23 protein-coding genes are annotated in these 23,449 nt (G+C 64.6%); 9 read left to right on the top strand and 14 right to left on the bottom strand.

The genetic code is table 11. From position 1 onward, the window contains the following. Positions 1–611 precede the first annotated feature (611 nt). Complete coding sequence (locus tag KUA19_RS37230; RefSeq protein ID WP_217403823.1) at positions 612–1,028, top strand: transposase family protein; 417 nt, start codon at positions 612–614, stop codon at positions 1,026–1,028. 140 nt (positions 1,029–1,168) lie between these two features. Here KUA19_RS37230 and KUA19_RS37225 read toward each other — a convergent pair whose 3' ends face one another. The 4 genes from KUA19_RS37225 to KUA19_RS37210 form a co-directional block, all read right to left on the bottom strand. After that, a complete protein-coding gene (locus KUA19_RS37225) occupies positions 1,169–2,386 on the bottom strand; it encodes a double-stranded RNA binding motif domain-containing protein (RefSeq protein ID WP_217403821.1) in 1,218 nt (405 codons plus the stop codon). Positions 2,387–2,630: 244 nt separating this feature from the next. Next, complete coding sequence (locus KUA19_RS37220; RefSeq protein ID WP_217403819.1) at positions 2,631–3,194, bottom strand: hypothetical protein; 564 nt, start codon at positions 3,192–3,194, stop codon at positions 2,631–2,633. A gap of 285 nt (positions 3,195–3,479) precedes the next feature. Further along, on the bottom strand, positions 3,480–4,271 hold the full coding sequence (locus KUA19_RS37215) for a transposase family protein (protein WP_217403817.1): 792 nt from the start codon (positions 4,269–4,271) through the stop codon (positions 3,480–3,482). A 163-nt stretch (positions 4,272–4,434) separates the two neighbouring features. Further along, positions 4,435–4,881 carry a hypothetical protein gene (locus tag KUA19_RS37210; RefSeq protein ID WP_254550727.1) on the bottom strand — a complete coding sequence of 149 codons (447 nt, stop codon included), beginning with the start codon at positions 4,879–4,881 and terminating at the stop codon, positions 4,435–4,437. 206 nt (positions 4,882–5,087) lie between these two features. Here KUA19_RS37210 and KUA19_RS37205 point away from each other — a divergent pair. Next, positions 5,088–5,916, top strand: a protein-coding gene (locus tag KUA19_RS37205) for an IS5 family transposase (protein ID WP_254550726.1) whose coding sequence is annotated in 2 segments (ribosomal slippage) — positions 5,088–5,402 and positions 5,404–5,916 — 828 coding nt in all. Because the reading frame shifts where the segments join, the coding sequence is not laid out codon by codon here. A 60-nt stretch (positions 5,917–5,976) separates the two neighbouring features. Then, complete coding sequence (locus KUA19_RS37200) at positions 5,977–6,432, top strand: HflX-like GTP-binding protein (RefSeq protein WP_217403815.1); 456 nt, start codon at positions 5,977–5,979, stop codon at positions 6,430–6,432. 271 nt (positions 6,433–6,703) lie between these two features. On the opposite strand, the gene KUA19_RS37195 is transcribed toward KUA19_RS37200, so the two are convergent. Further along, positions 6,704–8,116: an amidase gene (locus KUA19_RS37195; protein ID WP_217403813.1), complete on the bottom strand. Its 1,413-nt coding sequence runs from the start codon at positions 8,114–8,116 to the stop codon at positions 6,704–6,706. Between the two features lie 184 nt (positions 8,117–8,300). Then, positions 8,301–9,518, bottom strand: a complete 1,218-nt coding sequence (locus KUA19_RS37190) for a Coenzyme F420 hydrogenase/dehydrogenase, beta subunit C-terminal domain (protein WP_217403811.1) — start codon at positions 9,516–9,518, stop codon at positions 8,301–8,303. A 176-nt stretch (positions 9,519–9,694) separates the two neighbouring features. Between KUA19_RS37190 and KUA19_RS37185 the strand changes: the two genes are divergently transcribed. Both KUA19_RS37185 and KUA19_RS37180 read left to right on the top strand, forming a co-directional pair. Beyond that, positions 9,695–10,996, top strand: coding sequence for a 3-phosphoshikimate 1-carboxyvinyltransferase (locus KUA19_RS37185; protein WP_217403809.1), 1,302 nt, complete (start codon positions 9,695–9,697; stop codon positions 10,994–10,996). Continuing rightward, on the top strand, positions 10,993–12,231 hold the full coding sequence (locus tag KUA19_RS37180) for an aspartate aminotransferase family protein (protein ID WP_217403807.1): 1,239 nt from the start codon (positions 10,993–10,995) through the stop codon (positions 12,229–12,231). The genes KUA19_RS37185 and KUA19_RS37180 overlap by 4 nt, the downstream gene beginning before the upstream one ends. Before the next feature lie 74 nt (positions 12,232–12,305). On the opposite strand, the gene KUA19_RS37175 is transcribed toward KUA19_RS37180, so the two are convergent. Continuing rightward, positions 12,306–12,659 carry an ArsC/Spx/MgsR family protein gene (locus KUA19_RS37175; RefSeq protein ID WP_217403805.1) on the bottom strand — a complete coding sequence of 118 codons (354 nt, stop codon included), beginning with the start codon at positions 12,657–12,659 and terminating at the stop codon, positions 12,306–12,308. 182 nt (positions 12,660–12,841) lie between these two features. Beyond that, the gene (locus KUA19_RS37170; RefSeq protein WP_217403803.1) at positions 12,842–13,867 is read right to left on the bottom strand and encodes a zinc-dependent alcohol dehydrogenase; all 1,026 of its coding nucleotides are present in this window, start codon (positions 13,865–13,867) and stop codon (positions 12,842–12,844) included. 287 nt (positions 13,868–14,154) lie between these two features. Here KUA19_RS37170 and KUA19_RS37165 point away from each other — a divergent pair, with 287 nt between their 5' ends. After that, positions 14,155–15,033 (top strand): phytanoyl-CoA dioxygenase family protein, encoded by an 879-nt coding sequence (locus KUA19_RS37165; protein ID WP_217403801.1) that lies wholly within the window; start codon positions 14,155–14,157, stop codon positions 15,031–15,033. 635 nt (positions 15,034–15,668) lie between these two features. Here KUA19_RS37165 and KUA19_RS37160 read toward each other — a convergent pair. Next, complete coding sequence (locus tag KUA19_RS37160; protein WP_254550724.1) at positions 15,669–16,832, bottom strand: glycosyltransferase family protein; 1,164 nt, start codon at positions 16,830–16,832, stop codon at positions 15,669–15,671. 574 nt (positions 16,833–17,406) lie between these two features. Between KUA19_RS37160 and KUA19_RS37155 the strand changes: the two genes are divergently transcribed. Continuing rightward, positions 17,407–18,216 carry a hypothetical protein gene (locus KUA19_RS37155; protein WP_217403799.1) on the top strand — a complete coding sequence of 270 codons (810 nt, stop codon included), beginning with the start codon at positions 17,407–17,409 and terminating at the stop codon, positions 18,214–18,216. Between the two features lie 351 nt (positions 18,217–18,567). Here KUA19_RS37155 and KUA19_RS45130 read toward each other — a convergent pair whose 3' ends face one another. Beyond that, positions 18,568–18,681: a DUF6924 domain-containing protein gene (locus KUA19_RS45130; RefSeq protein ID WP_372451996.1), complete on the bottom strand. Its 114-nt coding sequence runs from the start codon at positions 18,679–18,681 to the stop codon at positions 18,568–18,570. 507 nt (positions 18,682–19,188) lie between these two features. Here KUA19_RS45130 and KUA19_RS37150 point away from each other — a divergent pair. Further along, complete coding sequence (locus tag KUA19_RS37150) at positions 19,189–19,428, top strand: tetratricopeptide repeat protein (protein WP_308167862.1); 240 nt, start codon at positions 19,189–19,191, stop codon at positions 19,426–19,428. A gap of 87 nt (positions 19,429–19,515) precedes the next feature. Here KUA19_RS37150 and KUA19_RS37145 read toward each other — a convergent pair whose 3' ends face one another. Next, positions 19,516–19,959, bottom strand: a complete 444-nt coding sequence (locus KUA19_RS37145) for a hypothetical protein (RefSeq protein ID WP_217403797.1) — start codon at positions 19,957–19,959, stop codon at positions 19,516–19,518. Positions 19,960–21,063: 1,104 nt separating this feature from the next. After that, on the bottom strand, positions 21,064–21,714 hold the full coding sequence (locus KUA19_RS37140; RefSeq protein ID WP_217403795.1) for a hypothetical protein: 651 nt from the start codon (positions 21,712–21,714) through the stop codon (positions 21,064–21,066). Between the two features lie 187 nt (positions 21,715–21,901). Here KUA19_RS37140 and KUA19_RS37135 point away from each other — a divergent pair, with 187 nt between their 5' ends. Then, entirely contained in the window at positions 21,902–22,474 is a 573-nt protein-coding gene (locus KUA19_RS37135; protein WP_217403793.1) for a hypothetical protein, read from the top strand. Between the two features lie 52 nt (positions 22,475–22,526). Here KUA19_RS37135 and KUA19_RS37130 read toward each other — a convergent pair whose 3' ends face one another. Both KUA19_RS37130 and KUA19_RS37125 read right to left on the bottom strand, forming a co-directional pair. Beyond that, positions 22,527–23,069: a tyrosine-type recombinase/integrase gene (locus KUA19_RS37130; protein ID WP_217403791.1), complete on the bottom strand. Its 543-nt coding sequence runs from the start codon at positions 23,067–23,069 to the stop codon at positions 22,527–22,529. 93 nt (positions 23,070–23,162) lie between these two features. Next, positions 23,163–23,393, bottom strand: a complete 231-nt coding sequence (locus KUA19_RS37125; protein WP_217403789.1) for a hypothetical protein — start codon at positions 23,391–23,393, stop codon at positions 23,163–23,165. Between the last annotated feature and the right edge of the window lie 56 nt (positions 23,394–23,449).

Here is a 23,449-nt window from a genome sequence, read left to right as displayed (position 1 = left end):
GCCTGGGTGCGCAGGAACCGCCGCCAGGTGGTGTCGCCGCGGCGCGGGACATGATGGCTGGCCGTTCCGCTGGTCGTCTCGGATAACTGGCCGGATACCGGGCCTGGTGCCCGGACCCGAAAGGGTGCCCGCGCGGGTCGGGTGAGCCTGCGAAGACTCCTTGGTCAATGAACCCCGAACCGAAGGACAAGTTGGACACCATCGTGGTGAACGGACCGGAGGGCGAGACCCTCGAACGCTGTCGACTGGCGTGCCGTTGAGGACGACGTACGGCGTCTACGACAGCGAATCTTCGCGGCGTCGCAGGCCAGCCTGCTCGCCTCTGGGCTTGCTTGAGCCGTGTGCCGCGACGAGTGGCAAGCACGGTTCTGAGGGGCCCCGGCGCAGCAATGCGTCGGGGCTACCCGACCAGCCCCAACGCATGGTCAAACTCCAGATGAAGATCGGCGACTGCTGGCGCAGCGTCCGCACCGCCGCCCGCTACTGCCGCGTACGCTTCTAACTCGCCACCGCCCGCAACCACGGCATCCACCCACTCGACGCCCTCCGCGACGCCCTCGTCGGCAATCCATGGATGCCACCACAGATTGCCTGATCAACCGCAGGCCTGAATGGATACCGTCGCGGCTCCCGACGGCGAACTGCTGTGGGTGTCCGGGGTGCTGCCCGGTCGGACGGTCGACATCACCGCCGCCCGCCGGTTCAAGATCGCCGAGAAGATTCCGGAGTTCCTGAGTCTGCTGGCCGACTTGGGCCACATCGGCCTGCACCCGGATGTCATCACCGGCTTCAAGCGCAAGCGCGGCGAGAAGACCTTACCCGAGGCCAAGAAGACCGCCGACCGCCTGCAGGCCGGTCTGCGATGCCTGGGCGAGCGGGCCAAGGCCCAGCTCAAGTGCTGGCGCGTGCTGACTGCCGACTTCCGCGGCCAGCCTCGGCAGTTGCCCACGGTCGTCAAGGCCATCGACACCATGCACCACTGGATCCGCGACCCGTTCGGCGTCCTCGCACCTGTGACCGGATCGTGATCCGAACCGCATGGCTTGATCGTCCCCGCAAGACCGTAGTTGATCATGATCTTGGCCTGCACCCGACCATCGACGTCCATCTTGTCAACCCGGCACCATCTGCGGAAGCACGGTTGGTCCACGCTCAATGGGACAGACCTTCAAGCGTCGAGGCGCAAGAACGAGCCGTCATCGGCTTCGAATATGGACGCCATCCCCGCATGGTGCAGAAGATGTACAAGATCACTTTCGGGTCGTGCCGGCGTGAGCACTGCAAGTCGATCGTGGTCTACAGATCGTCCATAGTCGATCAGTTGCCCGATTGCTAACCGAATATGGTCGCGACTTGCAGATGACTTGGCTTCGATTAGCTCACGCGATGTGACATCAAACAAGTCAGTGTAGAACGGATGAGTTGATTCGAGAATACGTAGTTCATTACGTACCACCATCCGACCTTGCCGCGCCAGCCACGCCACGTACCTTTGGACGAGCGCTGCCTCACTCCGTTCCGCCTCGGTGAACTCAGGAAGCGAAGCTCTCAGGAAGTCGCTGGCGATGTGCTCCTCTACCGGAACGCTCCGGCTACGTCCACCACACGGTACGTCTGTGTCATGACTCCTCACCGATCCAGTCTCTTGGGTGGCGACCACGTCACCGTCAACCGCGGCCGGCACCACTGGCGGGACCGTAGCTTCGGCTAGGTGGGCAAGCAGAAAGGCTGCTGATGGACCGTGGCTTCCGCCGTCGGCCATCAACCTCATTGCGCTTTCTGGGTTGGCTATTTCTCCGAGGATGTCAAGCACCACTACTGCTGCGCGTTGTTTTGCAGCCTTCTTCGTACCGGCGACGTCTTCGCCAACAAACCTAATGCTGCGACCGAGAAGAGCACTCTCAATTGTCAGTGCAGCCCTGTGCCGGCCATCGTGGGGAGGGCCGAATCTCTCGAAGGCGTGGTCATGGCTGAGCTGAAGGGCACCAAGCTTTCGGTCCAAGACCGTTGCCGGGTCCAACGGCACCGGCGCTTCGGGTGCTATCAATTCCAGTATCGGGACCCATGGCGCTGGCCACGTGTGGATCAGCGAGGGCGGACAGCTCTTATCCAGAAACACGGCGGCAAGAAGCGCCTTAATGGCAGTAGCAGCTGCATCCCGACGTATACCGTTGATGGCCTCGCCCCTGCCGCGAAGGAAACCCTCTGCAAGATCTGCTGCGTAAAACGCCTTCTCATAAATATCGTTGGTCAACCCCAGAAACACGAACTCGTCCGGCGGCATTGAACACGCGGCGCGTACTGCGGCGAGCGCATGCTCATGTCTTATGACGACGGAGCCTAGAACACCAAGGAGCTGGCCGTCCTGCTGGTTTGCTCGGGCCATCGAGTCCAAATTTTCAGCGACCCATGACGAATGAATCAGTGCTTGCGATACTAGCGACGAGGATTGCTCGGTTAGCGAGAACAGCTGCTGGACTCGGCATTCGGCACGACCAGCCACCCGCTATCAGGCTCTATACGCCCGACCAGCCGCCGACCAGCACCGACGCCTAACCTACGGGCATTGCGTCATGACCCCGGCCAGCCCGCCTGCCCTCGGGCAGTATCCGCCGAGGGCAGGCGAGCGATCATGATGCTTCGGGCGCCAAGCGACTGCGCCACCAGAATTGCCCAGATATCAATTTGGCGGTTTCGGAAAGGGGGTTATCAGAGTCGGCGATCGAGGCGAGTATCACTTGAGCTCTATTTCGATCGAAGTCTGCCCACATTGCCAAGCCCAGCGCGGAGGACGCCACCTCCTCATCGGAGTGTTCAAGTAGGCTGTAAAAACTCCACAATCCGCTGGCGACCATTTTGTTAACCTGGCCGACTGTCGACGCCGCGTCAGCATGTGGGTCCAGTCCGGTTCCGCAGACATATTCGATTGCCGACAGAATTCCTCTGTCCTGGATAGCATTCCCCGCAGAGCCTAAGGCGAGGAGCAGCACCTGGACTCCCGCAATTGCCACCTCGAACACGCCGTTCTGATCAGCCATCGCAGAATGGATCATAGACACCGCATCATCAGCTGCGCTTTCATCATCCGCAACCATGAGTTCCAAAATGCCATCGCGCACGTCTTCAGCCCGACCGCTTGCGGCGTACTGGCGCCAGTCGCGCCGCAGTAACTCAACCTTCCACGCGTCGCTCATTCCACAGCACCTCCCTGCCACGGGCCGCCCTTCCTAACAATGTCCGACGAATCGCAAAGCATCATCGGCCCGGACCTGAATCGACTCGCTCCAGGTCCGGGCACAATTTCAGACTACTAATTAGTGCGTCATGAGCCAAATGCAGACTCTGCCTTTTCGCGCAACTCTGGAAATTTAGCGTGGACGATTTGCGCATATATTTGAATGCAGCCAACCATCTGCTAGATTGCTGGAAGGCCCACTGGTCGAGCGGCGGGCGCTGCTTGGGCGGCTTAGTGAGTGAGGTCATTTCATCCTGATCGGCGTCGATGTCGCGTGGTGTAGGGCCAGGATCGCCCGCGCGATGGTGCTGGTCTTGCTGACGGTGCAGCGTACGCGGGTGAGGATCTGCCAGCACTTGAGCGTGGCGAAGCCGCGCTCGCCGGGTGCTCGGACGGCGGCATGGCGGCGGTTGTACGCCGTCGCGGCCGGGATCAGGGGTTTTTCCTTGCCTGCCCGGACCGGGGTGATCAGGGTGGGTGCCTCGCCCTGGTAGCCGCGGTCGGCCCAGAACTGCAGGCCGTGCCGGACGGCGGCGTCGACTACGCCGTGCCGTCGCGCGGCGGTCAGGTCATGGGTCGAGCCCGGCAGGCCGTCGGAGATCCACAGCAGCTCTCCAGCCTCGCCGGACAACGCTTGCAGGTTGACGCCGTAGGTGCGCTTGCGGCGCACCCACCACAGCTTGTGTGCGCTGGTCCAGCGGACCCGGAACGTCGCGATGATCGTGCCGTCCAGGATCGTCACCTTCCCCCTCCGCCCGGACAGGGCCTCATCCAGCGACGGCGCCAGCACGGCCAGCAGCGTTACCGCTTCGCCGACGTACCGGTAGCAGGTGGTCGGCGAGACGTCGAACGAGACCGCCAGTTGAGCGAGGCTGTCACCGCAGCGCAGGTGGACCAGGACCAGCAGTGCCTGCTGTGCTGCCGGCAGCTTGCGCCACCGACAGCCGCTCTGCCTGCGATGCTCGGCCAGCAGGCCGGCGAGGAACTTCACGTGGGGCGTCGACAGGCCGGGGACCAGGGCGCGGTAGGTTAGCAACTGAAGCTCCTGCTGGAACTGGTGCGTGTGGTAACCCCAGTCCTATCAGGAGCTTCTTCGCCAGCTATCCGCGCATGCGTTGATCAACGCGAGGTCGTCGGCGACCAAGGAGCCGTGACGGGTTACCGAAGGCTGCGGATGTACGCTTCGACCTCTTCGTCTGTCACGGCCGGAAGTAGTCGTACGGCGCGACGGACACACCTTCACAGACCTGACGAGGATCATCCTCGGCCGCGTCCGGGTCCAAGTCCCTCGCCCACCTGGATCCCATCGACCAGATGGCGAAGCCGGGCTCAACCCGGTACCCGATGTCGATCGGCTCGTAGCCGTAGCCCTTGGCGGCGAGGTCGGCCACGACGTCGTCGAGGAAGCGATAGGTCAGCTGAACACCGTCGAAGAAGACCTCCTCACGCCCGTCGCCGGAGTAGGCGATCTCCACCACCTCGACGGCGTCGTCTTCGGTATAGGTCAGCACCAGACCGGGGCTCGTGTCGTAGACCGCTCGACTCGCGCGGCCGGGATGCACGGGCGAGCCCACTCGACGCTCGACCTCGTCCCGGCTCTCACCCACCTTTGCCAAGGTCACGCCCTCGCCAGGGATGATTTCCATCCGGTGATCATGCCATGGGCAGGCTTGCCGGCGTGTATGTCAGCCGTTCGACAAGGCCGTACCACCGGCGACTGACGCGCAAACTCCACTGACCCCGCGAGATATCGACACTGGTCAGGATGAAATGAGCTCAGTGTTTGAGAAGTCCTCATGATCGCCTGGGTACCAGTTGGTTCGACGCATGAAGATTCGTCCATAGTGGTCGGATGCCGCGCCACCGCCGCTACCCGTCTGATCTGACCGACGCCCAATGGGCGGTGATCGAGCCGCTCCTACCGCAGGTGAAGACCGGTGGGCGCCCAGAGAAGCACCCACGCCGCGACATCGTGGACGCGATCTTGTATGTGGTGCGGGCGGGGTGCTCCTGGCGGCAGTTGCCGTTCGACTTCCCACCCTGGCAGACCGTGTACTGGTACTTCGCCCGGTGGGAGGAAGCCAAGGTCACCGAACAGATCATGGTCGCGCTACGTCGGCGGGTCCGCGCCGCGCAGGGTCGCCGTGAGGAGCCCAGCGCGGGAATCAATCGACTCCCAGAGCGTCAAAGGCGCCGACACCGTGCCCCGCCAAACCCGGGGTTACGACGCGAACAAGAAGATCAGCGGGCGTAAGCGGTTCATCGTCACCGACACCCTCGGCCTGCTGCTGGTCGTATGCGTCATGGCCGCCTCGGTCCAGGACCGCGACGGTGCGAAGACCACCCTACTGTCGGTGTACCCGTTCACGCCGGTCCGGTTCGTCTACGCCGATGCCGGGTTCGCCGGGCTCCTGGTCGAGTGGTGCCAGCGCGTCCTGCGCACCACGCTGCACATCGTGCGCAAGGCTCCAGGCCAGAAAGGGTTCGCCGTGATCGCCCGCCGCTGGGTTGTCGAGCGATCTCTCGCATGGCTCACCGCCCACCGCCGGCTGGCCCGTGACTACGAGCGCCATCCGGCGACGTCCGAAGCCATGATCCGCTGGGCCGCGATCAGCGGCATGGTCCGCCGGTTGACCCGAGGCGGGCCAGCCACTCGTCAGCAGGCATGGGCCTTCGACTGAACCCGTCCTCATGGCTCACTGGGCTGCGTCGGCTGCCACGGCGACCGAATATCGCGTGGCATGGGGCCGCTGACCTGGGATGCTGTCCGGGTGACCGCTAGCCGCTCCGTTATCCTGGTCGGGCTGTTCTCAGCGAAGGACCGCGATTACCAGGACCGCCTCGACGCGCTGCAGGCACGGGTGACAGCCCTGGGAGGACAAGTACTGGACCGATTCGTCCAGCGAAGGGGCATCTCCGATGGCGGGGTCCGGCTGATGTCCGCACCGCTGTCGCGCCGGTTTCTCATCGGTCCGGGAAAGCTCGAAGAGATCGCCACGGCCTGTTCGAGCAAGGACGTCGACGCCGTCGTCTTCATCAACGACCTGAGTGGCTACCAGCGCCGATGGCTATCGACACGCCTCGGGCGCCCCGTTCTCACCCAGACCGACCTCGACCGATCAGCGCATGGCTTGACCAGCCCAACCCAACCTCAACGTCGCGGTCGCCGCGGCCAGAGGTCCAAACGGCGCTGGTAGCAGACACCTCGCGAGCCACGCCGGATGCGACTTCTCAAACACGCACTAAGCTCCGATAGGCGTGGCGGCCGCAGCTTTCCCAGCTCAGGTCTGGATCCAGCCATCTTTCAATTTAGACCGTCGGCCAGCTTACGGGTCTGCCCACGCTGGGATCACGATCCTGTAGGGTCAGCTCGCGAATGGCCTCCCTGAGACAGGATGAGTGCCGTGCCTTGTGGGCCGGCAGGCGATGTCAACTTGATCGTCAGCGGGGTGCTGGCTCCGTGGCCGGTCATAGTAAGTTGCTGGCCACCACGCTCGTAGGCGCATGCTGATTGAACCAATGCGGTTGAGCTCGTTCGATTTGGGCGCCGAGTGACAGGAGTCGCTCGTCGTCATAGTGAGCTCCGTATAGCATGGCGCCGATGGGCAGGCCGCCTTCGCCACGACCCGCAGGCAGTGCCAGGCTCGGCAGGCCGGTTTCGTTGCCGAGTGCTGTGTAGCGGGCCGTGTTCAGAAACCGGGTAAACCAGGCGTCGAACGGCTCGTCGTGTAGCAGGGAACTGGGTCCGTTGGCCAGTGGTGCAGACTCGCCGGTCGCTGGACAGAGCAATACGTCGGCGTCATGAAACAGTGCGCTTGCGGCGGCGGCAATCTTGACGTTGCTTGCCAGGCTCCGGCGCAGATCCCGGGCGGTGAGCCGTTTGCTGGCTTCCAGCAGGCCCTGATTTTGCTGCTCAAGCATGCCGCCGAGTTCCGCCTCCCTGAGGCCACGTTCCGCGGCGATGTCCTGCCACGCCAACGCTGCCGCGATCCAGCCGACCTCGAAGGCATCCCACATGGACGCCCAGTGGCAGATCCTTTCCTCGTCAACGATCTCGACGTGGTGGCCAAGGCCGTCCAGGAGAGCCGCAACCTGCCGAATGCGGGTGGCGAGCTGGGGGTCGCAGTATCCGGGGCGGCCCCAGGCGCCGACCGAGACCAGCACGCGTAGCGGTGGGGGGTCTATCCTCAGATCGGTGGTATAGAGCGGTTTTGGTCTGCTGCTGGGGTGAATGGAGTTTTTCGCCCGGCCGTAGCCAATGCGGCCTAGGATCGCCGATTGGTCGCGCACGGTGCGGGTCATGAAGCCCTCGTGCAGCCGGTATCCGGTCAATTCGTTGACTTCAGCCGGCAATGGCAGCAGGCCGCGGGTCGGTTTGAGCGCGACAAGGCCGGTGAAGGCTGCCGGGACTCTGATCGAGCCTGCGCCGTCGCCGCCTTTGGCGATCGGCACAACCCCGGCGGCGACGAGAGCCGCGCTGCCTCCGGAGGAGCCACCCGCGGTGTGTTGCGTGTTCCACGGGTTTCTCGTGGATCTCACGCGACCGCCGTAGCTTGTTGTCGTATCGAAGGCTTTACCGAACTCCGGCACTGCGGACCGCCCGATCAGAATGAACCCGGCGTCGCGGATGCGTAGCGTGAGCGGGCAATCAGCGTCGCGGATCTGACCGGCGAACAACCGCGCACCGAATTCGCACAGTCTTGCCCGCATACCCGAGCCGGAGTCCTTCATAAAGATCGGCACGCCTTCGAACGGGCCGGAAGGCTGGTGCTGTGGGGATTGCGGGCCGTCAGCGACATCGGCAAAGACCTCCACGACCGCTTCTAGAGCTGGATCCAGCACGTCTGCGGCGTGCGCAGCTTGCTGAACGACCTCCTGCACAGTGGCGGCTCCGTTACGGATCGCGCCGGCTAGCGCTACCGCGTCCATCGAGTGCCATTCGCTCCAGGAAAATGGCAGTCCTGACAAACGTCACGCTCCCGGCAAGTGGCAGATAGGTATGGAGAACACATGATACTGCCGGTTGAGCACCCAACGGCGGGGTTCCGGGTACCCAGCCCGGCTGTCAGCTGCTGCCGTGCTCTTGTGGTGCTGGGATGAATTGATCGTCTGGCTGCGGTTCGATGCTTTCCACATTGCCTGGGATGGGACCGGCCGGGATGGCCGCCCCATCGAGCTCGTATTGAGCCCGCCTGTTGCGTTTACGCGCCAGGCCGAGGTTCGTGGCCTGCGCGGACAGCGGCCATGCCCGGATCAATCCGTTCGCCACGGCGTGCTGCAGGACTGCCGAGCCAGCCGGTGTGCGCACGAGGATCTGCCCGTGTTTGTCGGCTGCGGGACGGCTGAAGCTGGCCTCGAAGATGTTCGGATCACCGTCGCAGACACTGACGTCGGCGACCCCGGACATCCAGTCGCCACAGGACAGGCACCGGTGGGTCTTGGCGTCCGCGAAGTGCCGCACAGCACGCCAGAACGGCAGCCGGTGCTCACGGCCGTCGGAGGCAAGGATCTTGATCCCGCCGGGGTAGGCGCCGTCGCGGTAGCGGATCTCCACCACGGTCTCCGCCGGGATGCCGACCACCTCCTCCACGAGGCTCCGGGTGCCGTCGGGTGTGGTGCCCGAAGAGCAGGCGAGCTCAATGAGAAGCACCACGCTTGACCGTGCCCATTCACCTTCCGGGCTGTCTAGCTGCTGAAGTTTCCGCATCGCCTGCACATGGCACGGCAACGCGCTCATCGCGATGCGTGTCTTCGGGTAGCTGGTCCGCAGTGGGCGCAGCGCCCCGAGGTACGGCGCGATCTGATAGGTCGACTGCGCCTGCCTGACCAGGGCCGCTGGCTCGCGGTCGAGGGTCGGGCTGGCGCACCAGCGATCGTCGGGCCGCCGCCCCATCGTCAGCACGGCCTCGACATCGAGTGCCGTCATCGAGGCTTGGAGCAACGCCGTGATGCTGCCTCCACTGGCCGATCGGGCAAACAGTTCGTCGTCGAGGGCGTGACCTCCGTAGGCCTGTTCGTAGATCCCCAGCCATCGCTCCTGCGGGGTGCGCGTGCGGCCGAACAGGGCCTGCTCGATGTGTGGAGTCGCCGGATCCGCACCCGGGCACACGGCCGCACATGCGTTGCACGTGCCGCAGTCGGCATCGGTGAAGGACGGCTGTGCGATCGTCACCTGCAGCCCGTCAAACCGGATGGCCTCGGCCGGGCAGACCAGCTCGCAGGCGCCGCACGACGCGCACAAGCCTCGGTCGAGCACTTCCTCGCGGAGAACTGAGTACGGCATCGCCAACCCCATCCACCCGAACCGATGATCATGCAAAATGCCACTGGGCACCAGACACGCGTACGTCGTCGCGCCTATCGCCGAGCGCCTATCATCCATTATTATATATGTATTGTTCTCCAGGGTCTCGTGCTTGTTCGAGGGGTGACGTGGTGCGCCAAGGACAAGAACGAGATTTGCTGGCGCAGCGGAGCGCCCGCCGTCGCGCCGCCACGACGCTCACCGTCGCGGGCGACAAGTCGATCACGCATCGGGCGTTGTTGTGCGCGCTCATACAGGACGGCCCACTGGAGATATCGGGCGCCAACCTGGGCGGTGCCGTGTCGGCGTTGTTCGGCCCAATGGCCATGCTCGGCCGACCCGTGAGTACAACACCGAACGGTGTGAGGGTGGGCGATGCGGCAGCCGGGACGCGTCCGGTGCTGGACGTCGGTGGGTCCAGCGCGGCCGCTCGTATGCTGATCGGGGTCTTGGCGGGACAGGGAAGGAAGGCGATCGTCGACGGTAGCCCGCAGCTGCGGGCTCGCCCGTTTTCGTGGGTCGTCGACCCGTTGCGCGAGCTCGGTGCGTCGATCTCGTATCTCGGGCCGGAGGGCGGTCTCCCCGTATCGATTGGTAGCGGCGTGTACCGACCTGGCCGGGTCAGACTGTCGGTCGGAAGCGCACAGGCACGCTCGGCGGTGCTCATGGCGGCAGTCGCCGCACGGCTGCCTGTGGAGATCGAGTATCCGGTGCTGTCGCGGGACCACACCGAGCGCCTACTGTCGTGGATGGGTGCAGATATCGTCAGGGACGGCGGCACGCGGTTGCGCTACGGCGGAGGCTCGCTGCGTCCGGTGGGGAGCATCGCGATTCCCGGCGACCCGTCGCTGGCGGCCTACCCGGTCGCCGCTGCGCTTGTCAGCGAGCAGGTTGAATCCCTCACGATCGCCGACGTCTGCCTAAACTCGACACGAACCGGGATATTCGACGTGCTCATCCGTGCCGGAGTCGGCATCCGGTACGAGGCCGTACGTGAAGACTACGGCGAATCTGTCGGCAACGTCGTGGTGCAGGGGGGACTTGACGGTGCAGTGCCAGTCGAGGTCGCCGATGCGTTCACGTTCCACTCGCTCATCGACGAGGTTCCGCTGCTGGCATCGCTTGCCACGTGTATCCGCGGCACATCGACGATCGGACCTGCCCACGAGCTTACGTTCAAGGAGACCGACCGGATCGTGACGACTGCCGCAATGACGGCAGCGTTCGGCGGTCAGCTCGTGACTGCGGCTGGATCGCTTAGCGTCACCGGCGGCGGACCGATTGCCGCCGCGACGGTGGACAGCTTCGGTGACCATCGAATTGCCATGAGCGCTGCGACTCTTGGGTGCAGGTTCCACGATCGGACTACCGTTGTGGCAGGCGGGTGCCACCGAACATCCTTTCCGGGCTTCGCCGAAGCGCTCAACCATGCCGGCGGAGAGGTGCGGGAGGCATGATGAAGCGGACCACCGAAGCGGCATCAACATCACCCACCTTCAACTATCGGTTCGTCTCCGCGGCTGGTCCTTGGCTCATCGACGAGGCGGGCCGTCGGTTCTTCGACGGCACCAGCGGAAGCGGGGCCGTGGGGCTCGGGCATCAGTACCCTCCCGTCATCGCCGCCGCTGTCGCCCAGATCGAGCGGCTTGTACACACCGGTTGTAAGATCGGCTCTGCACCGCGACACGACCTCATCGAGCGCCTCGGCGCGATCACACCGTTTGCCGAGCCGTGCGTCATGCCCACCGCAACGGGAACGGAGGCCGTCGAGGCGGCGCTGAAAGTCGCCCGCGCCAAGACCGGACGACGTGCGGTGATGTCCTTTCCCCACGCCTTCCACGGCAAAACTGCCGGCTCACTGTCGTTGTCGTCACGGCGAGATTTAAAGCGCTACTCGGTGCTGCCTCATGCGCTGATCGGCCCGCCTCTGCCGTCATCAACGGCCGATACCGCCGCGTTCCTCGACGCTCTGACCGCGATCCTCGACGGCGGCGCGCAGGGAGGAGTCGCCGCCGTGATTGTGGAACCGGTCCAGGTGACCGAAGGGGTGTATGTCGTGGAACCCGGCCTGCTCGACGACATCGCCGCCCGTGTTCACGCTTGTGGCGCGCTGTTCGTGCTCGACGAGATCCACACCGGGATCGCGCGTGCGGGAAGGCTGTTCTGCAGCGACGACATGGTCTCGCCGCCAGACCTCCTTCTCGTTGGGAAAGCACTCGGCAACGGGTTCCCGATCGCTGCCGTCACCGGCGAACGGGAGATCCTCGACGCCCTGCCCAGCGGTGTACAGACATCGACATATTCCGGGAACCCCGTGTCGGCTGCCGCCGCGTTGGCCGTCCTCGACGCCGTTGAACAGGAACAGGTGGTAACACGCGCACGTTTGCTCGGCACCCGGATGGAAGACTGCCTGCGGGCTGCGGCAGCCCGCCATCAATGGGTTGGTGAGATACGCGTCAAGGGTGCCCTCGCGGCGTTCGACTGCGTCCTTGATGGCGCTCCGGCTCCGAGGCTCGCCGCCCGGTTCCGCGAATCCGCAGCCGATGCCGGGCTACTCCTGTTCCCTGGTGGTGTAGCAGGCAACAGTGTGAAGATCGTGCCGCCGATGCTGCTCGACCCTGCCGATGAAGCCTTCCTCGTCGACACGCTCACGTCAGCCTTTCACGCTGCTGACACCTTCACACGTGCCTGACAAAGCCGACTTCCGATTTGAAGCGCTGCGGCCTGCCCAAATATGCGTCTCCGCATCGCCGTGTGCTGGGGAAGTCAGTCGAGCAGGTCGAGGACCTTCTCGGAAGGGCGCGCCACGACGGCCCGGTCACCGCGGATGACGATAGGGCGCTGCATGAGCTCGGGATGGGCGAGTAGCACCTCGATCACCTGCTCCGGCGTCTGGTAATCGGCCTCATTCAGTCCGAGTTCCTCGAAGCGCTTGTCCTTGCGGACGAGGTCTGCTGGTTCGTCCGGAAGGAGGGCAAGGATCCGCTCGAAGTCCTCACGCGTTAACGGGTTGTCGAGGTAGCGAATGACTTCGCAGTCGACGCCGCGTTCACGCAGGATCTCCTCGACGCCACGCGACTGGCGGCAAACAGGGTTATGGTATATCACCAGGCGGTCCATAGAGCCAAGCATATCGGTAGCTCGATGGCTTGCGGCCAGCGTCCCCTGGCAGCGCAACCCCAAACCGGTTGGCGCCGTTGACTACGATGACGCATACCCAGAACTGTGCTGATGCGACAGCCTACCGGCCAAGCGGGCGGAGTGCGACCATCCGGGCGCCAGCTGGGCGGCGACTCTTCCAGTCATGGGGAGCCGTTCACTGGCTCATATCGCAAGATGACCGAAACGATCGAACGATCAGTGCGTAGCCGGTCGTACACGGACACCGCCTCAGTAAACGCAGCGACCGGGATCGCCATGTGCCGACGGCCGAGGACGCCCGAGGCGACGAGGTCCAGCGCCCGCGCGAGGTTATGGTCAACCGTAGCCTCACCAGGTGGCACCGCGACACCGCGCTGCCCCGACAGGTACTCGTCGTCCCGGTAGCCTGCACCACAGCGCGAGGCCACCCGGATGTCGACGTTGCCAAGGTCGGCCGAGAAGTCGATGCTGGCGGCGAAGCGGCCGACGGCAACGACTCTCCCACGGAACTTCCCGGCAGCCACCCATGACAAGGCCGCACCCATGGCAGCGGTCGCGTCCCCGGACACGCACACGAACGCGCACCTTGTGGCAGAGGATGTCTCGTAGCCGGATTCGATGAATTCCGCACCCTGTATCGTCCGCACTGCCGTCGCGCGCACCGTCGCCAGTCTCTCATCGGAGACGTCGACGACCGTGACCGCGCCGGACGTGCGGGCCCGCGCCGCCTGGGCGAGCAACTGGCCGACAATCCCCGCGCCGATGACGGTCACCTCGTCGCCCTCCCGGACACCACCGCGGTCCAGTGCGTGCACCGCCGTCGCCGCGAGGTTGGCGATCACGGCGTCATCGAACGTGACGTGATCGGGTAGCCGGCAGCAGAGCAGGCGTGGGACGACGACCTCGTCGGCGTGGACTGCGGCCCCCCATCCCATCGCGATAACCCGGTCGCCAGGGCGAAGATCGCCTGCCTTCACGCCGACCTCGGTGACCCGGCCGGCAGCGCAATAGCCAAGTGGATACCGTGACCCCGTCCGCATCGCGACATCGAGGTAATGCAGTTCAGTTCCCGGACTGACCAGCGTGCACGTCACCGAGACACGAACCTGCCACGGCTGCAGGGGGCAAGACGGCGTATCGACGAAGCAAAGACCGTTGTGGCCATCGGCCATCAGCACCTTCGGCACGATCAGAGCACCGCCATTCCCGGCGGCGCCGCTCCCTCACCGAGCATCAGCACACTGCCAGCCTAGCTAGACCGCCATCATCTTGCTATAATCGACGTTGCCCTATGTTCGGCTAGCATGCGAGGTCGTCACACTCTGCGAAGTTTGCCGTGATTTAACCTGTCTGCAGCATTGCGGGAGGTCCCGTTGAGAGACTTAGAGCGCCACGCTTGTCCGAGCCGGTCTGCGGGAGGTCACTCCCAATGACCTCGGCCACACCACACATCCCGAGATATGATCCATCTGATTTGGAGACACCAGAGCAGCTCAAAGTTGCGATCGACGACTTTGAGAACTGGGGTTTGATCCTCTTAAGTGGCAGACTTTCCCCGCAGCACGTTGCTCGCTATCGAAATATCCTCGAGCGGCTAGGCAGTCAGATCGACCCGGGGTGGGAGACCCGCCACCCAGATCTCGTAATCAACGATGTCATCTCATACGACCCCCAGCTAGTCGACCTCGTCGATGATCCCCTCGTGCTGTCGCTGGTCTTACGCATGCTCGGCGACAACATCTACGTCTACATGAGCGAAGCCATCTCACGGTCAGCAGGTAACCCGGACCAATCTGAAGACCCGGCGGAACCAGATGGCCGCAACCCCACTGGGGCAGGTTTGAGATTCCATCAGGACAGCGACGGCATTGAGCGCGACCTGAAGCTGCCAGTGGCGCCACGTCTGTCAGTGAAAGCTGGCTTCTACCTCACGGACGCCCACCACGCCGGATGCGGCAACACCTGGGTCGTGCCGGGCAGCCACCGCATCCCGTTGGCAGATCAAACCGATAGCGCTGACGGTCTCCATCACGACCAGGGAATCCCCATCCTCGCCTCCGCGGGCGACGTGCTGATATTCGACCGGCGCCTCTGGCACGGCGGAAGCCCGAACGATTCGCCCAACACACGGCACGCCGTCTTCATCGGCTATGCCTTCCGGTGGCTGCGGCCGAGGTTCGACACGCGGCTTCCAGACAGCATCGACAGCGATTCTGTTCTACGCCAGCAGCTACTCGGAACCGGAACCACGAAGGGACGCTACGAAGCACCCGACTCGGAGATCCCGCTCAAGCTCACATCCCAAGCTCACAGCCTTCCGGCGCATCCACACCAACGTGCCTCAGCAGCGTGAGCCGCAATCCCACCCTGCTCGTACAACCAAGACAGGCACCGCAATGGTATGCCCTCCGCCTCCTGGCGGAGGGATCTGCCCGTTGAGGCTCCCCTCGCCGGACACGCAATCATCCCGCGCTATGGGGAGTTGCGACGGCGCTGTTGCGTTGTCGGGTCGCCGGGCATGGTGGAGCTTGGTGACGGTCTCGTGTCAGATCGCCTTGGCGAGTTCGGTGGGCGCTGTTGCATTGAGCCATCGTGCACGCCCGGCGCCGCAGATCTTCCTGTGTGAGCATGGGACGGCCTGCAAAAACTGGCGATCGGTCGCCGCCGAGCGATGCCGATAGCACCACTTTGCCCCGATCCTGATGTCCGCTACGGGCGCGCGAGTTCGATCTCGCTACAAGTTCTGCGGCTGCCGATCTTGGCGATCGCCCAATGCAACAGGGCCCAACAGCGTCCCCTCGGCTGCTTCTGGCAGAGCTACTCGTGAGCGAGAGCAAGGAGCGCGCGCAAGCCTCCGTCGACCCCGCAGCTGCGGCCAGGCACCCGTATCAGCCGTGCCGGTGGCGAGTGGGCGAAGGTACGTGACAGCGTCCAGTCCCCGCAGTCTGGTCACGCGCCGTGCCCACGCCCCTGTCTTCGGGGTCGATGCTAGGGCGACCACTGCCAGATCAGCACGAGATAGACGCCGCAGTAGGCCGATGCGGCCGCCAGGGTCGCCATGATGATGACCATCGTGGCCGTCTTGGTACGCGCCAGGGAGGTCGCGACGGGCAACAGCAGCGCGAAGGCGGGCAGCAGGAACCGCGCCTTGGCGTTGTAGTAATTCTCTCCGCCGAGGGTGATGACGAGCATCAGCGCGCTGTATACCACCAGCTGCCACGGCTGGCGGTCGATGACAGAGATTGCCAGCAGGACGAGGGCCGCGACCAACACGAACAGGACGAGGTAGTAGTCCAGGTTCCTCGCCTCGTACTTGAGGAACTCCGACACCTTGCGGACCATGTTGACTCCGCCATCGTAGCGGGATCCCCAGCCCTCACCCTGAATGTAGAAGTACCCGTCCAACCGTCCTGTGCGCTGGGCCACCCACAGGATGTAGCCAAGCCAGCCGAGCGGCGCGAGCACCATCGCCGCCCAGGGTCGCCATGAACGGTCTCGGCCCTTGACCACCGTGATCAGGGCGGCGAGCCCTACCACCGGGATGACCGCCAGGGCGGTAGGCCGGGTCAGCCCGGCCAGCAGCGTCAGCGCTCCTGCCATAATCCAGCGTTCGCGCAGCACCGCGTACAGGGCCCAGGCGACGAACGCGGTGAAGATCGCCTCGGTGTATGCCATCGACTCGATGATCGCGTGCGGCAGCAGTCCCCACAGCGCAGCCAGAAGCACGCCGGTGCGCCGGTCGCGGACATGCGCGCCGACCGCGTAGATGCCCCACGCCGCGGCCAGCGCCCCGGCCCAGCTGACCAGTATCGCGCAGGTGCTGGTAGGGAACGGCAGCAGCCAGTCGGCGGCCCGGCCCAGCGCGGGGAAAAGGGGGAAGAACGCCATGCCGTTGTGGAAGACGGTCTCCGGCCCGGGATACCCCTCGATCATGATCTTCAGGTACTGCCCGCCGTCCATGCGGGTACCGAGGAGCTCCCAGCCGTCGCGGTGATACCGGTCCGCCCACAGCAGGAAGACGATCACGCCGGTGGCACGGACGAGGATGTAGACGGCCAGCGCGGGCCAGGCCATCGCCAGCGAGGGCCACATTCGGGCGGCCGGGCCGGTGCGGGGTGCGTCGGCAGTCGGAGAGAGGGAGGGGTGGGACAAGGAACTGCTCCGATCGGGTACCGATGATCGCGTGAGATACTAAACCGCAGGTCAACGGCAGGTAGGGCAGTGTGATCATGCTCAAGTTCCGCGCAAGCGCTCGATGTCGCCGTCAAAGTTCGCCGTGCCCCCCAGCCCGAAGGCGCTGTTGCATTAGCCATCGTGCACGCCCGGCGCCGCAGATCTTTCTGTGTGAGCATGGGACGGCCTGCAAAAACTGGCGATCGGTCGCCGCCGAGCGATGCCGATAGCACCACTTTGTCCCGATCCTGATGTCCGCTACGGGCGCGCGAGTTCGATCTCGCTACAAGTTCTGCGGCTGCCGATCTTGGCGATCGCCCAATGCAACAGGGCCCTTGTGCGGAGTTCACGCTAACGCGGAGCCGAGGACTCCCCTACCGAGTGACGCACGAGTGCTACGCCGATTTTCGGCTTCTGCGTAGTGAATACTTCCCGAGCCGCCAGCTGGGAGATTCTGATGCCGCCAAGAGATCGCCGCGCCCGCCGCACAGGCAACACCAAGACCTGGCTACGCCGCCACCGAGCAGCCGTGATCTCCACCCTCTCAGCATTCATGCTGCTCATCATCGGAGCGGTTGCCTCCCCGCTCGGCGATCGCCTGGTCGACGCGATCTGGCCGACACCTGCGCCGCAGCCCACACCCTCGGCTGCAGCGAAGCTGATCACCATCGCGCAGTGGCCGCCAGACGATCCGTACCTCTGCGATCCCACGATCGCCGTCGCCGGGACCGGGCCGAAGCTACCCGACACCCTCACCCCGTCGGAGTCCGAAGACGTCAGGAACATGGCGCTTCGACAGCTCGACGCCGTCGTCTGGTACCACGGCGTACTCAACATGACCCTCACCGGCGCCAACAGCGAACCCCTACTGATCCTCGCCGTGGAACCCAAAGTGTTCGCCCGCCACGACGTCACACCCGCCTGGGGCCTGGAGGCAGAACCCGGCTGCGGCGGACCATCCCAGGTCCGCCACCTCCAGACAGTTCTCGACCAAGGCACGGTCAAAGACCTAGGCGTCTCCAACGGCGGCGCCGACAACCCGCAAGCCAAAGCCGCTCCGTTCGGACCGACGTTCACGGTCTCACGTGGGGACGCCGCCGACATCAAGATGGACGTCTACGCCTGCCAGGGCCTGTACGAGTTCGGCGTGCGCATCAGATACCTCGACGCCGACCGTGAACTCAACACCTGGATCGGCACACCCGACAAACCACTCCGCCTCATCGGCAGCTGGGAGGGCGTGCACCGGTTCCACAGCCAGTTCGGCAGCCCGGTATCGCCCGGCGCACTCCCCGCCGCGCCCGACACCCAGCTTCCCGCCGGACCGCCGGCAGCCGCCACACTGGCCTGCCCGAAGAAGTAGAAGCGAGCCGTAGCAATACCCATGTACTCGAGTCGGACCCCGACCCGAAACGCACTCCCCAACGCGGCCCCCAGAAGGACTCTCAACAGGGAAAACAGCTTCGTTCACGAAGTCTGGAGTCTCCGGGGCTACATGAACCCCCAGTACATGATCACGATGGCGGACGACCTGCTACTTCCATGATCAGCTGGCCGGGCGGCGGCCGACCACGCAGACGACTTGACATACGAGATTCACGAGGTCTCCGATTTAGTTCTTCTTGGTCGTTGAACGGTCTACCGGAGACCTCGCCGCTTGTCGATCAGTGACACCTGGAGCACGACATTCTCTGCAACGCGCTCCACCCCGGGGTCAGTCGCGGTCGAAACCTCGAAACCCGTCGGACTCGTCTGCGGCGTCTGCGAAACCGGCGAAGTCCAGGTTCGCGATGCTCAGATTGATGGAGACGTCCGTCGCAGTCGTCACCCCAGCGGAAGAGTGTCGCCGCGCCCGCTCCACACGCCCACTCCCACTCATCCGGCATGGTCGTACGCAACCCCATGCTCGCCAGCGCGGCCAGCGCCTGCTCGTAGGTGACCTGCCGGAGCGCTCGGGCTCGTGCCACCTCGCCGGTCTTCGAACTCGATTTCCAGGCTGTCATCGGATCGGAAGGCCCGAGTCCTGCCACGCCGAGCGCCAGCCGACGCGGCGAGTTCGAGCATCCGAGGGTCGTCCGGCGCCAGCACGATCTCGCAGGGGCCGAACGCTGTCACCGCGATCAGCAGCGCGGGGACCTCGACCGAACGAACCGGCGAAGTCATCCGGACCGGGAGACCAGCGGCATAGTTGTCACGTCAACCATGTTCTGATCATCAGTGATCCGACGCGATCCAGCCGAGAGGGAGAACTGGTGACGATCATCGAAACGTACGAGCGTGGCCGGCTTTTTTCGACGCCGGCGACTATCTCAGCGCTGCCCCGCTGCTGGCGGAGGTGGTCCGCGAAGCCCCCGGCGATGTTGCACCACGGCTGCTGCTGGCCCGAACGTATTACCTCTCCGCCCAGCTCAAGCGGGCCGAGGCGGAGCTGCGCTGGGTGCTCGACAGCGATCCTACCGAGGAGTACGCACACTTGATGCCGGGACGTACGCTGCAACGCCAGAGTCGGCACGCCGAAGCGGTGCCCTACCTGCGCCTGGCCGCCGCCATGTCGGGCGAGGAAGCCGCGTCCTGAACGGCCCGCCGCCGCTACGGGACTTCCCGGGACGGCGGCATGAGCGGTGAGGTCCGTGGAGAACCCGCGGACCTCACCCATGCGCTGTCAGAAGTCAAGAACGCCCGCGGCAGTGCCGCCGCAGACCTGGCCCACATTGCCGCACTCCGGGTACAGGGTGACCTGTACCCGGAACTTTGTGCCGTCGAGCACGTCGGTGGCGATGTTGACCCACCCGCCGGTATACGGCACATAAGTGGTGTAGTTGCAGGACGACGTGTGCGAAGTGAAGATCACGCAGGCGAGCAATGCGACGCTGTTGGTCGATTTGATCTGGATGTCACTGCATTGCGACGTAGTGGTGTAGACCGTCGTCGAGCTCGGCAACAGGGCCACGCCTGACCCGACCGACAGATCCCTGCTGAAGGACGCCGAATAGGGCGAGACCCGGCAGTTCGAGGCTGCCTGCGCCGGAGTGGACACGCCGACGACGCTGATAACCGTAGAGGCAACCAGAGCGACAACGGCCGCCCCTACTTTGAATCGCTTCATCCTGTCAGCTCTTTCCGCCCCCGCGAGGGAAGGCATGCTAGGGGTGAGCCTTACGCGCGGGAGAGGAAACCTGCGCACAGGCACGATCATGTTACTGCCGCCCCCACCTCTGCCGCTGCCCCTGAGCCCAAGGCAGACAGTGCCGTTGCAGCGATGCGATCCGTCTCGTCACGACGCATGGTGTCTGCCCTGGCAATCGGGCCGCGAGCCCTCGGGGCGCACCGCAGCAGGAGGTCGACGATCTGAAATCATGACCGGTGGCCGACGAGCGGTGGGCGGGCTCGGCCAGACTGTCGGGATGGTCGACGAGTTCGAGTACGACGATGATCCCTCCGGACCGGGTCGGGGTGGCGTGACGTTCCGGAGCGTTACAGGTCCTGGTAGGCGGCCTACTCCCGGTTCAACGCCTGGTCGCGGGCTGGGGTTTTCCAGGGGTTGATGGACGCGCTGATCGCCGAGGCCGGGGTGCGTGGGCTGGTCGGCCTTGAATTGGTCAGCGTGAACTCCTTCCTTCTGTGACACCGACCTACGTGCGCCGGCTACCTCGCCCGGTGCGATACGTGAGCGAGTCGGGCAAGTGAACCCGATTCGCAAGTTGCGCAACCATCGACATCCATCGTTCTATCGATGTGCCCCTCATGTTCAATTGCTGATAGTCCGTGGGCCGTACCGCCATTAGCCAGTTCGCGCTACGTGCCCCGCGCGGCATGTGGCGGCGCATCCGCCGACCCCCAGCCAACCGGACGCCGTGCCACTCGACGCCAACCATGGCAATACCCGCAACGCCAACCATGGCAATACCCGCACCCTGCGAAACCCGCGAAGGACGTGCGGGAGCTTGACCATGTACTAACGAGTACCGCCAGTCCCGAAACTACCGCCAGTCCCGAAAACGCATTCCCAGGCGCGGTCCACGGAATGCCTCTCAACAGGGAAGATAGCTCCGTTGACGAAGTCTGGAGTCTCCGGGGCTACATGAACCCCAAGTACATGATCACGATGGCAGACGACCTGCTACTTCCGTGATCAACAGGCCGGGCGGCGGGCCCACCACGGTGGCGCCGCCGCCCGTCCGGCCTCGCGTCAGACGAGTACCTCAGGCCGCTACTGGTCGGTGTCGACCGGCAGTTGGAGCACGTACGCCCGCACGGGTGCGGACAGTTCGTCATCGGGGCGGCCCTGGCCGACCACCTCGTACCAGGCCAGGTTCTCGATCCAGAAGCGGGCCATGAACTCGTCGAAGTCGGGCGCCACCCGCCACAGGTCCTCGGCCGCCTGCTCCGGCGCCACCTCGTACTCGTCGTAGGCCTCCGAGCCGGCAAGCACCTCGTGACTGCCGTCGGGCAGCAGGTGCAAGTACCAGAACACGCAGCCCTGCTGGTCGTTGAGGAACCGCACCAGCCGGGCGCCCTCGCGGACCGGGCTCGCGGCCGCCGGCAGGCCAGCCTCCCAGTAGCAGCAGGTGCAGGTGGGCACCGAGTCCCGCAGCACCGGATCGGCCATGAACGCGACGAACGACTCCGGCAGTGCCGCCGGGTGCCCGGTCGCGGCCACCGGGCCGCCGAGGGTGTCCATCCCGTACTCGCCCTTGGCCAGGTCACCGAGCGGAACGAGTTCGCGCATCCACGCATGCAGGCCGCCAGGGTGGTCGTGCGGCAGTGTCGGTAGCACCGCGCCCAGCGTGCCGCCGTAGGTGCCGTACACGGCCCCTAAGCGGCCCAGCCCGAACGAAATCCAGCCGTTCTTGATCGTCATGGGCGGCACCGTAACGGTACGCACCTACAGTACCGGCCGCCCGCGCGGCACCCCAGGCCAGACGATCTTGACTGCCAACGGTCGGTCCGGGTCCGACTTGACGGTGGGCGATCTGAGGAGCACCACATTCACAGGTAAGGGCTGGACCATGTCTCGAGCAACATCCATGCCCTGTCAGACTATCGGCATGCGCGACGACGGCACTTACGAGCAGAGGCCAATACGGGAATACGAAACGACCGCTACGGGAGAGCCCGTGGCGAGGTGGGGCCTTGGCATTCCCCCTAGCGACTTTGCCCAACCCCACCAAAATTTTGAGTCATATTGGCAAGAGCTTGTCGTTTGGTTGCTCAATGCATCGATCTCGGGCGTTGTCGGCAACCTTGCATATGACGCCCTAGAGACTGCCATCAGACGCGCCAAAGATCTTCACGACCGCTCCCCGTTACCCTCGCCGCAGCAGGGAGATGTTCACACCACCGACATTGAGTGGCCGGTCAGACCTTCCAATGGGCTTCGCGACGAGCTCATTACAATAGCGCACGACACGCTGGCCCGATTTGATCATCTACTTGCGGACTTCAGCAGTAGCGCCCTCACCGATGTCGATGTAGTTCTTAGCGAGCGTGGGACCTGGAAGGTAGCGTTTCGGTTCGTCGGCTCAGATAGCTGGATAGTCCTTGAGATCGACTTGGCTGAACCAGCGGTCCCAAGCAACGAAAATAGTGCCGGAGGCTTTCCTGTGGCGGTCTGGTACTGAGGGGTATTCCCACGGACAAAATTGCGGGAACGGCCAGTAGCGCCCTCCACTTTCATCTTGGTGCCAGCGGGTGGCTTTCGTCCGCGTACGCAGTGAGCGTGGTCGCGATTTCGTAAACGTCAGCTTTGATATAAGTTGCGGTGCTGCCGACATATCCGCGATCGTTGTGGCCTGCGTAGGCGCGCGCAACGGCGTAACCGAGGGTGCGTTCAACCCACGTGAGGGTGGTGTAGCGGAGCCAGTGAGTGGTGACCTGTTGGGCGGCCACCCAGGGAATGTACTTGCCGATGCGAGTCCATAGTGCGTCATATCGTCGACGAGTGATCGGTTGCGTGCCCCGATTCCGCAGGAAGAGGTCCGTATGCTGCACCACTCCCCTGTCAGCGGCGTGGTCGATCAGCCGGGTCATAAGAGTGGTCGTCACCGGCTGCCGTCGTTGAGTGCCGCCTTTTTCGTGCAAGCGCAGAAGGCAGAATTCCTCATCCAGGTCGCCCCGGCGGAGGATTAGGGCTGCGCCGCGGCGGCACCCGGTCTGCCGATGCAGATCGATCAGCAGCGTGTCGAGGTCAGGGTCGTGGCCGGTTTGATGGCTCAACGAAGTTGCTGGGGGTCAGCCAGCGGTGAGTCCTTTGGGCAGGCACCGCGACAAGCGCTCGATCCGGTGCAGCGGTTGGGTGGCGCCATGCCATCACGCCGTGAGGATCCACAGGCCGATCAGCCCGAGCCCGGCGGCCCACCCGGTCCACAACCCTGCACGCCAGCCCGTCGCGCCGCGCCCGGCAAGCCAGGTGATGGCCGCGAGTAGCAGCAGCTGGCCAACCGCGAGAAGGCACAAGGAGGCGTAGAACACCGCGAAGTTGCCGCCTGCGTCGAGGTCGCCACCGGCGTCCGCCCGTGCTGCGGCCGCAGCCGCCAGCACGACACCGATGGTGGCACCGTGTCCCATCAGCGGCAATAGGACGGCACCAAGCGTCC

Origin of the sequence: Catellatospora tritici, from assembly GCF_019083965.1 — a bacterium.
GTDB classification, from domain to species: Bacteria; Actinomycetota; Actinomycetes; order Mycobacteriales; family Micromonosporaceae; genus Catellatospora; species Catellatospora tritici.
The sequence above is the reverse complement of the archived record's forward strand: the minus strand, read 5'-3'. Positions and strand labels throughout refer to the sequence as shown.

What these genes read in the sequence shown, in the direction of transcription:
- KUA19_RS37225 (WP_217403821.1), bottom strand. Translation starts at nt 2,386, where the DNA reads ATGGCCCGAGCAAACCAGCAGGACGGCCAGCTCCTTGGTGTTCTAGGC.
- KUA19_RS37175 (WP_217403805.1), bottom strand. Translation starts at nt 12,659, where the DNA reads ATGGACCGCCTGGTGATATACCATAACCCTGTTTGCCGCCAGTCGCGT.
- KUA19_RS37140 (WP_217403795.1), bottom strand. Translation starts at nt 21,714, where the DNA reads ATGACGATCAAGAACGGCTGGATTTCGTTCGGGCTGGGCCGCTTAGGG.
- KUA19_RS37180 (WP_217403807.1), top strand. Translation starts at nt 10,993, where the DNA reads ATGATGAAGCGGACCACCGAAGCGGCATCAACATCACCCACCTTCAAC.
- KUA19_RS37220 (WP_217403819.1), bottom strand. Translation starts at nt 3,194, where the DNA reads ATGAGCGACGCGTGGAAGGTTGAGTTACTGCGGCGCGACTGGCGCCAG.
- KUA19_RS37155 (WP_217403799.1), top strand. Translation starts at nt 17,407, where the DNA reads ATGCTGCTCATCATCGGAGCGGTTGCCTCCCCGCTCGGCGATCGCCTG.
- KUA19_RS37135 (WP_217403793.1), top strand. Translation starts at nt 21,902, where the DNA reads ATGCGCGACGACGGCACTTACGAGCAGAGGCCAATACGGGAATACGAA.
- KUA19_RS37210 (WP_254550727.1), bottom strand. Translation starts at nt 4,881, where the DNA reads ATGGAAATCATCCCTGGCGAGGGCGTGACCTTGGCAAAGGTGGGTGAG.
- KUA19_RS37145 (WP_217403797.1), bottom strand. Translation starts at nt 19,959, where the DNA reads ATGAAGCGATTCAAAGTAGGGGCGGCCGTTGTCGCTCTGGTTGCCTCT.
- KUA19_RS37230 (WP_217403823.1), top strand. Translation starts at nt 612, where the DNA reads ATGGATACCGTCGCGGCTCCCGACGGCGAACTGCTGTGGGTGTCCGGG.
- KUA19_RS37190 (WP_217403811.1), bottom strand. Translation starts at nt 9,518, where the DNA reads ATGCCGTACTCAGTTCTCCGCGAGGAAGTGCTCGACCGAGGCTTGTGC.
- KUA19_RS37200 (WP_217403815.1), top strand. Translation starts at nt 5,977, where the DNA reads ATGGGGCCGCTGACCTGGGATGCTGTCCGGGTGACCGCTAGCCGCTCC.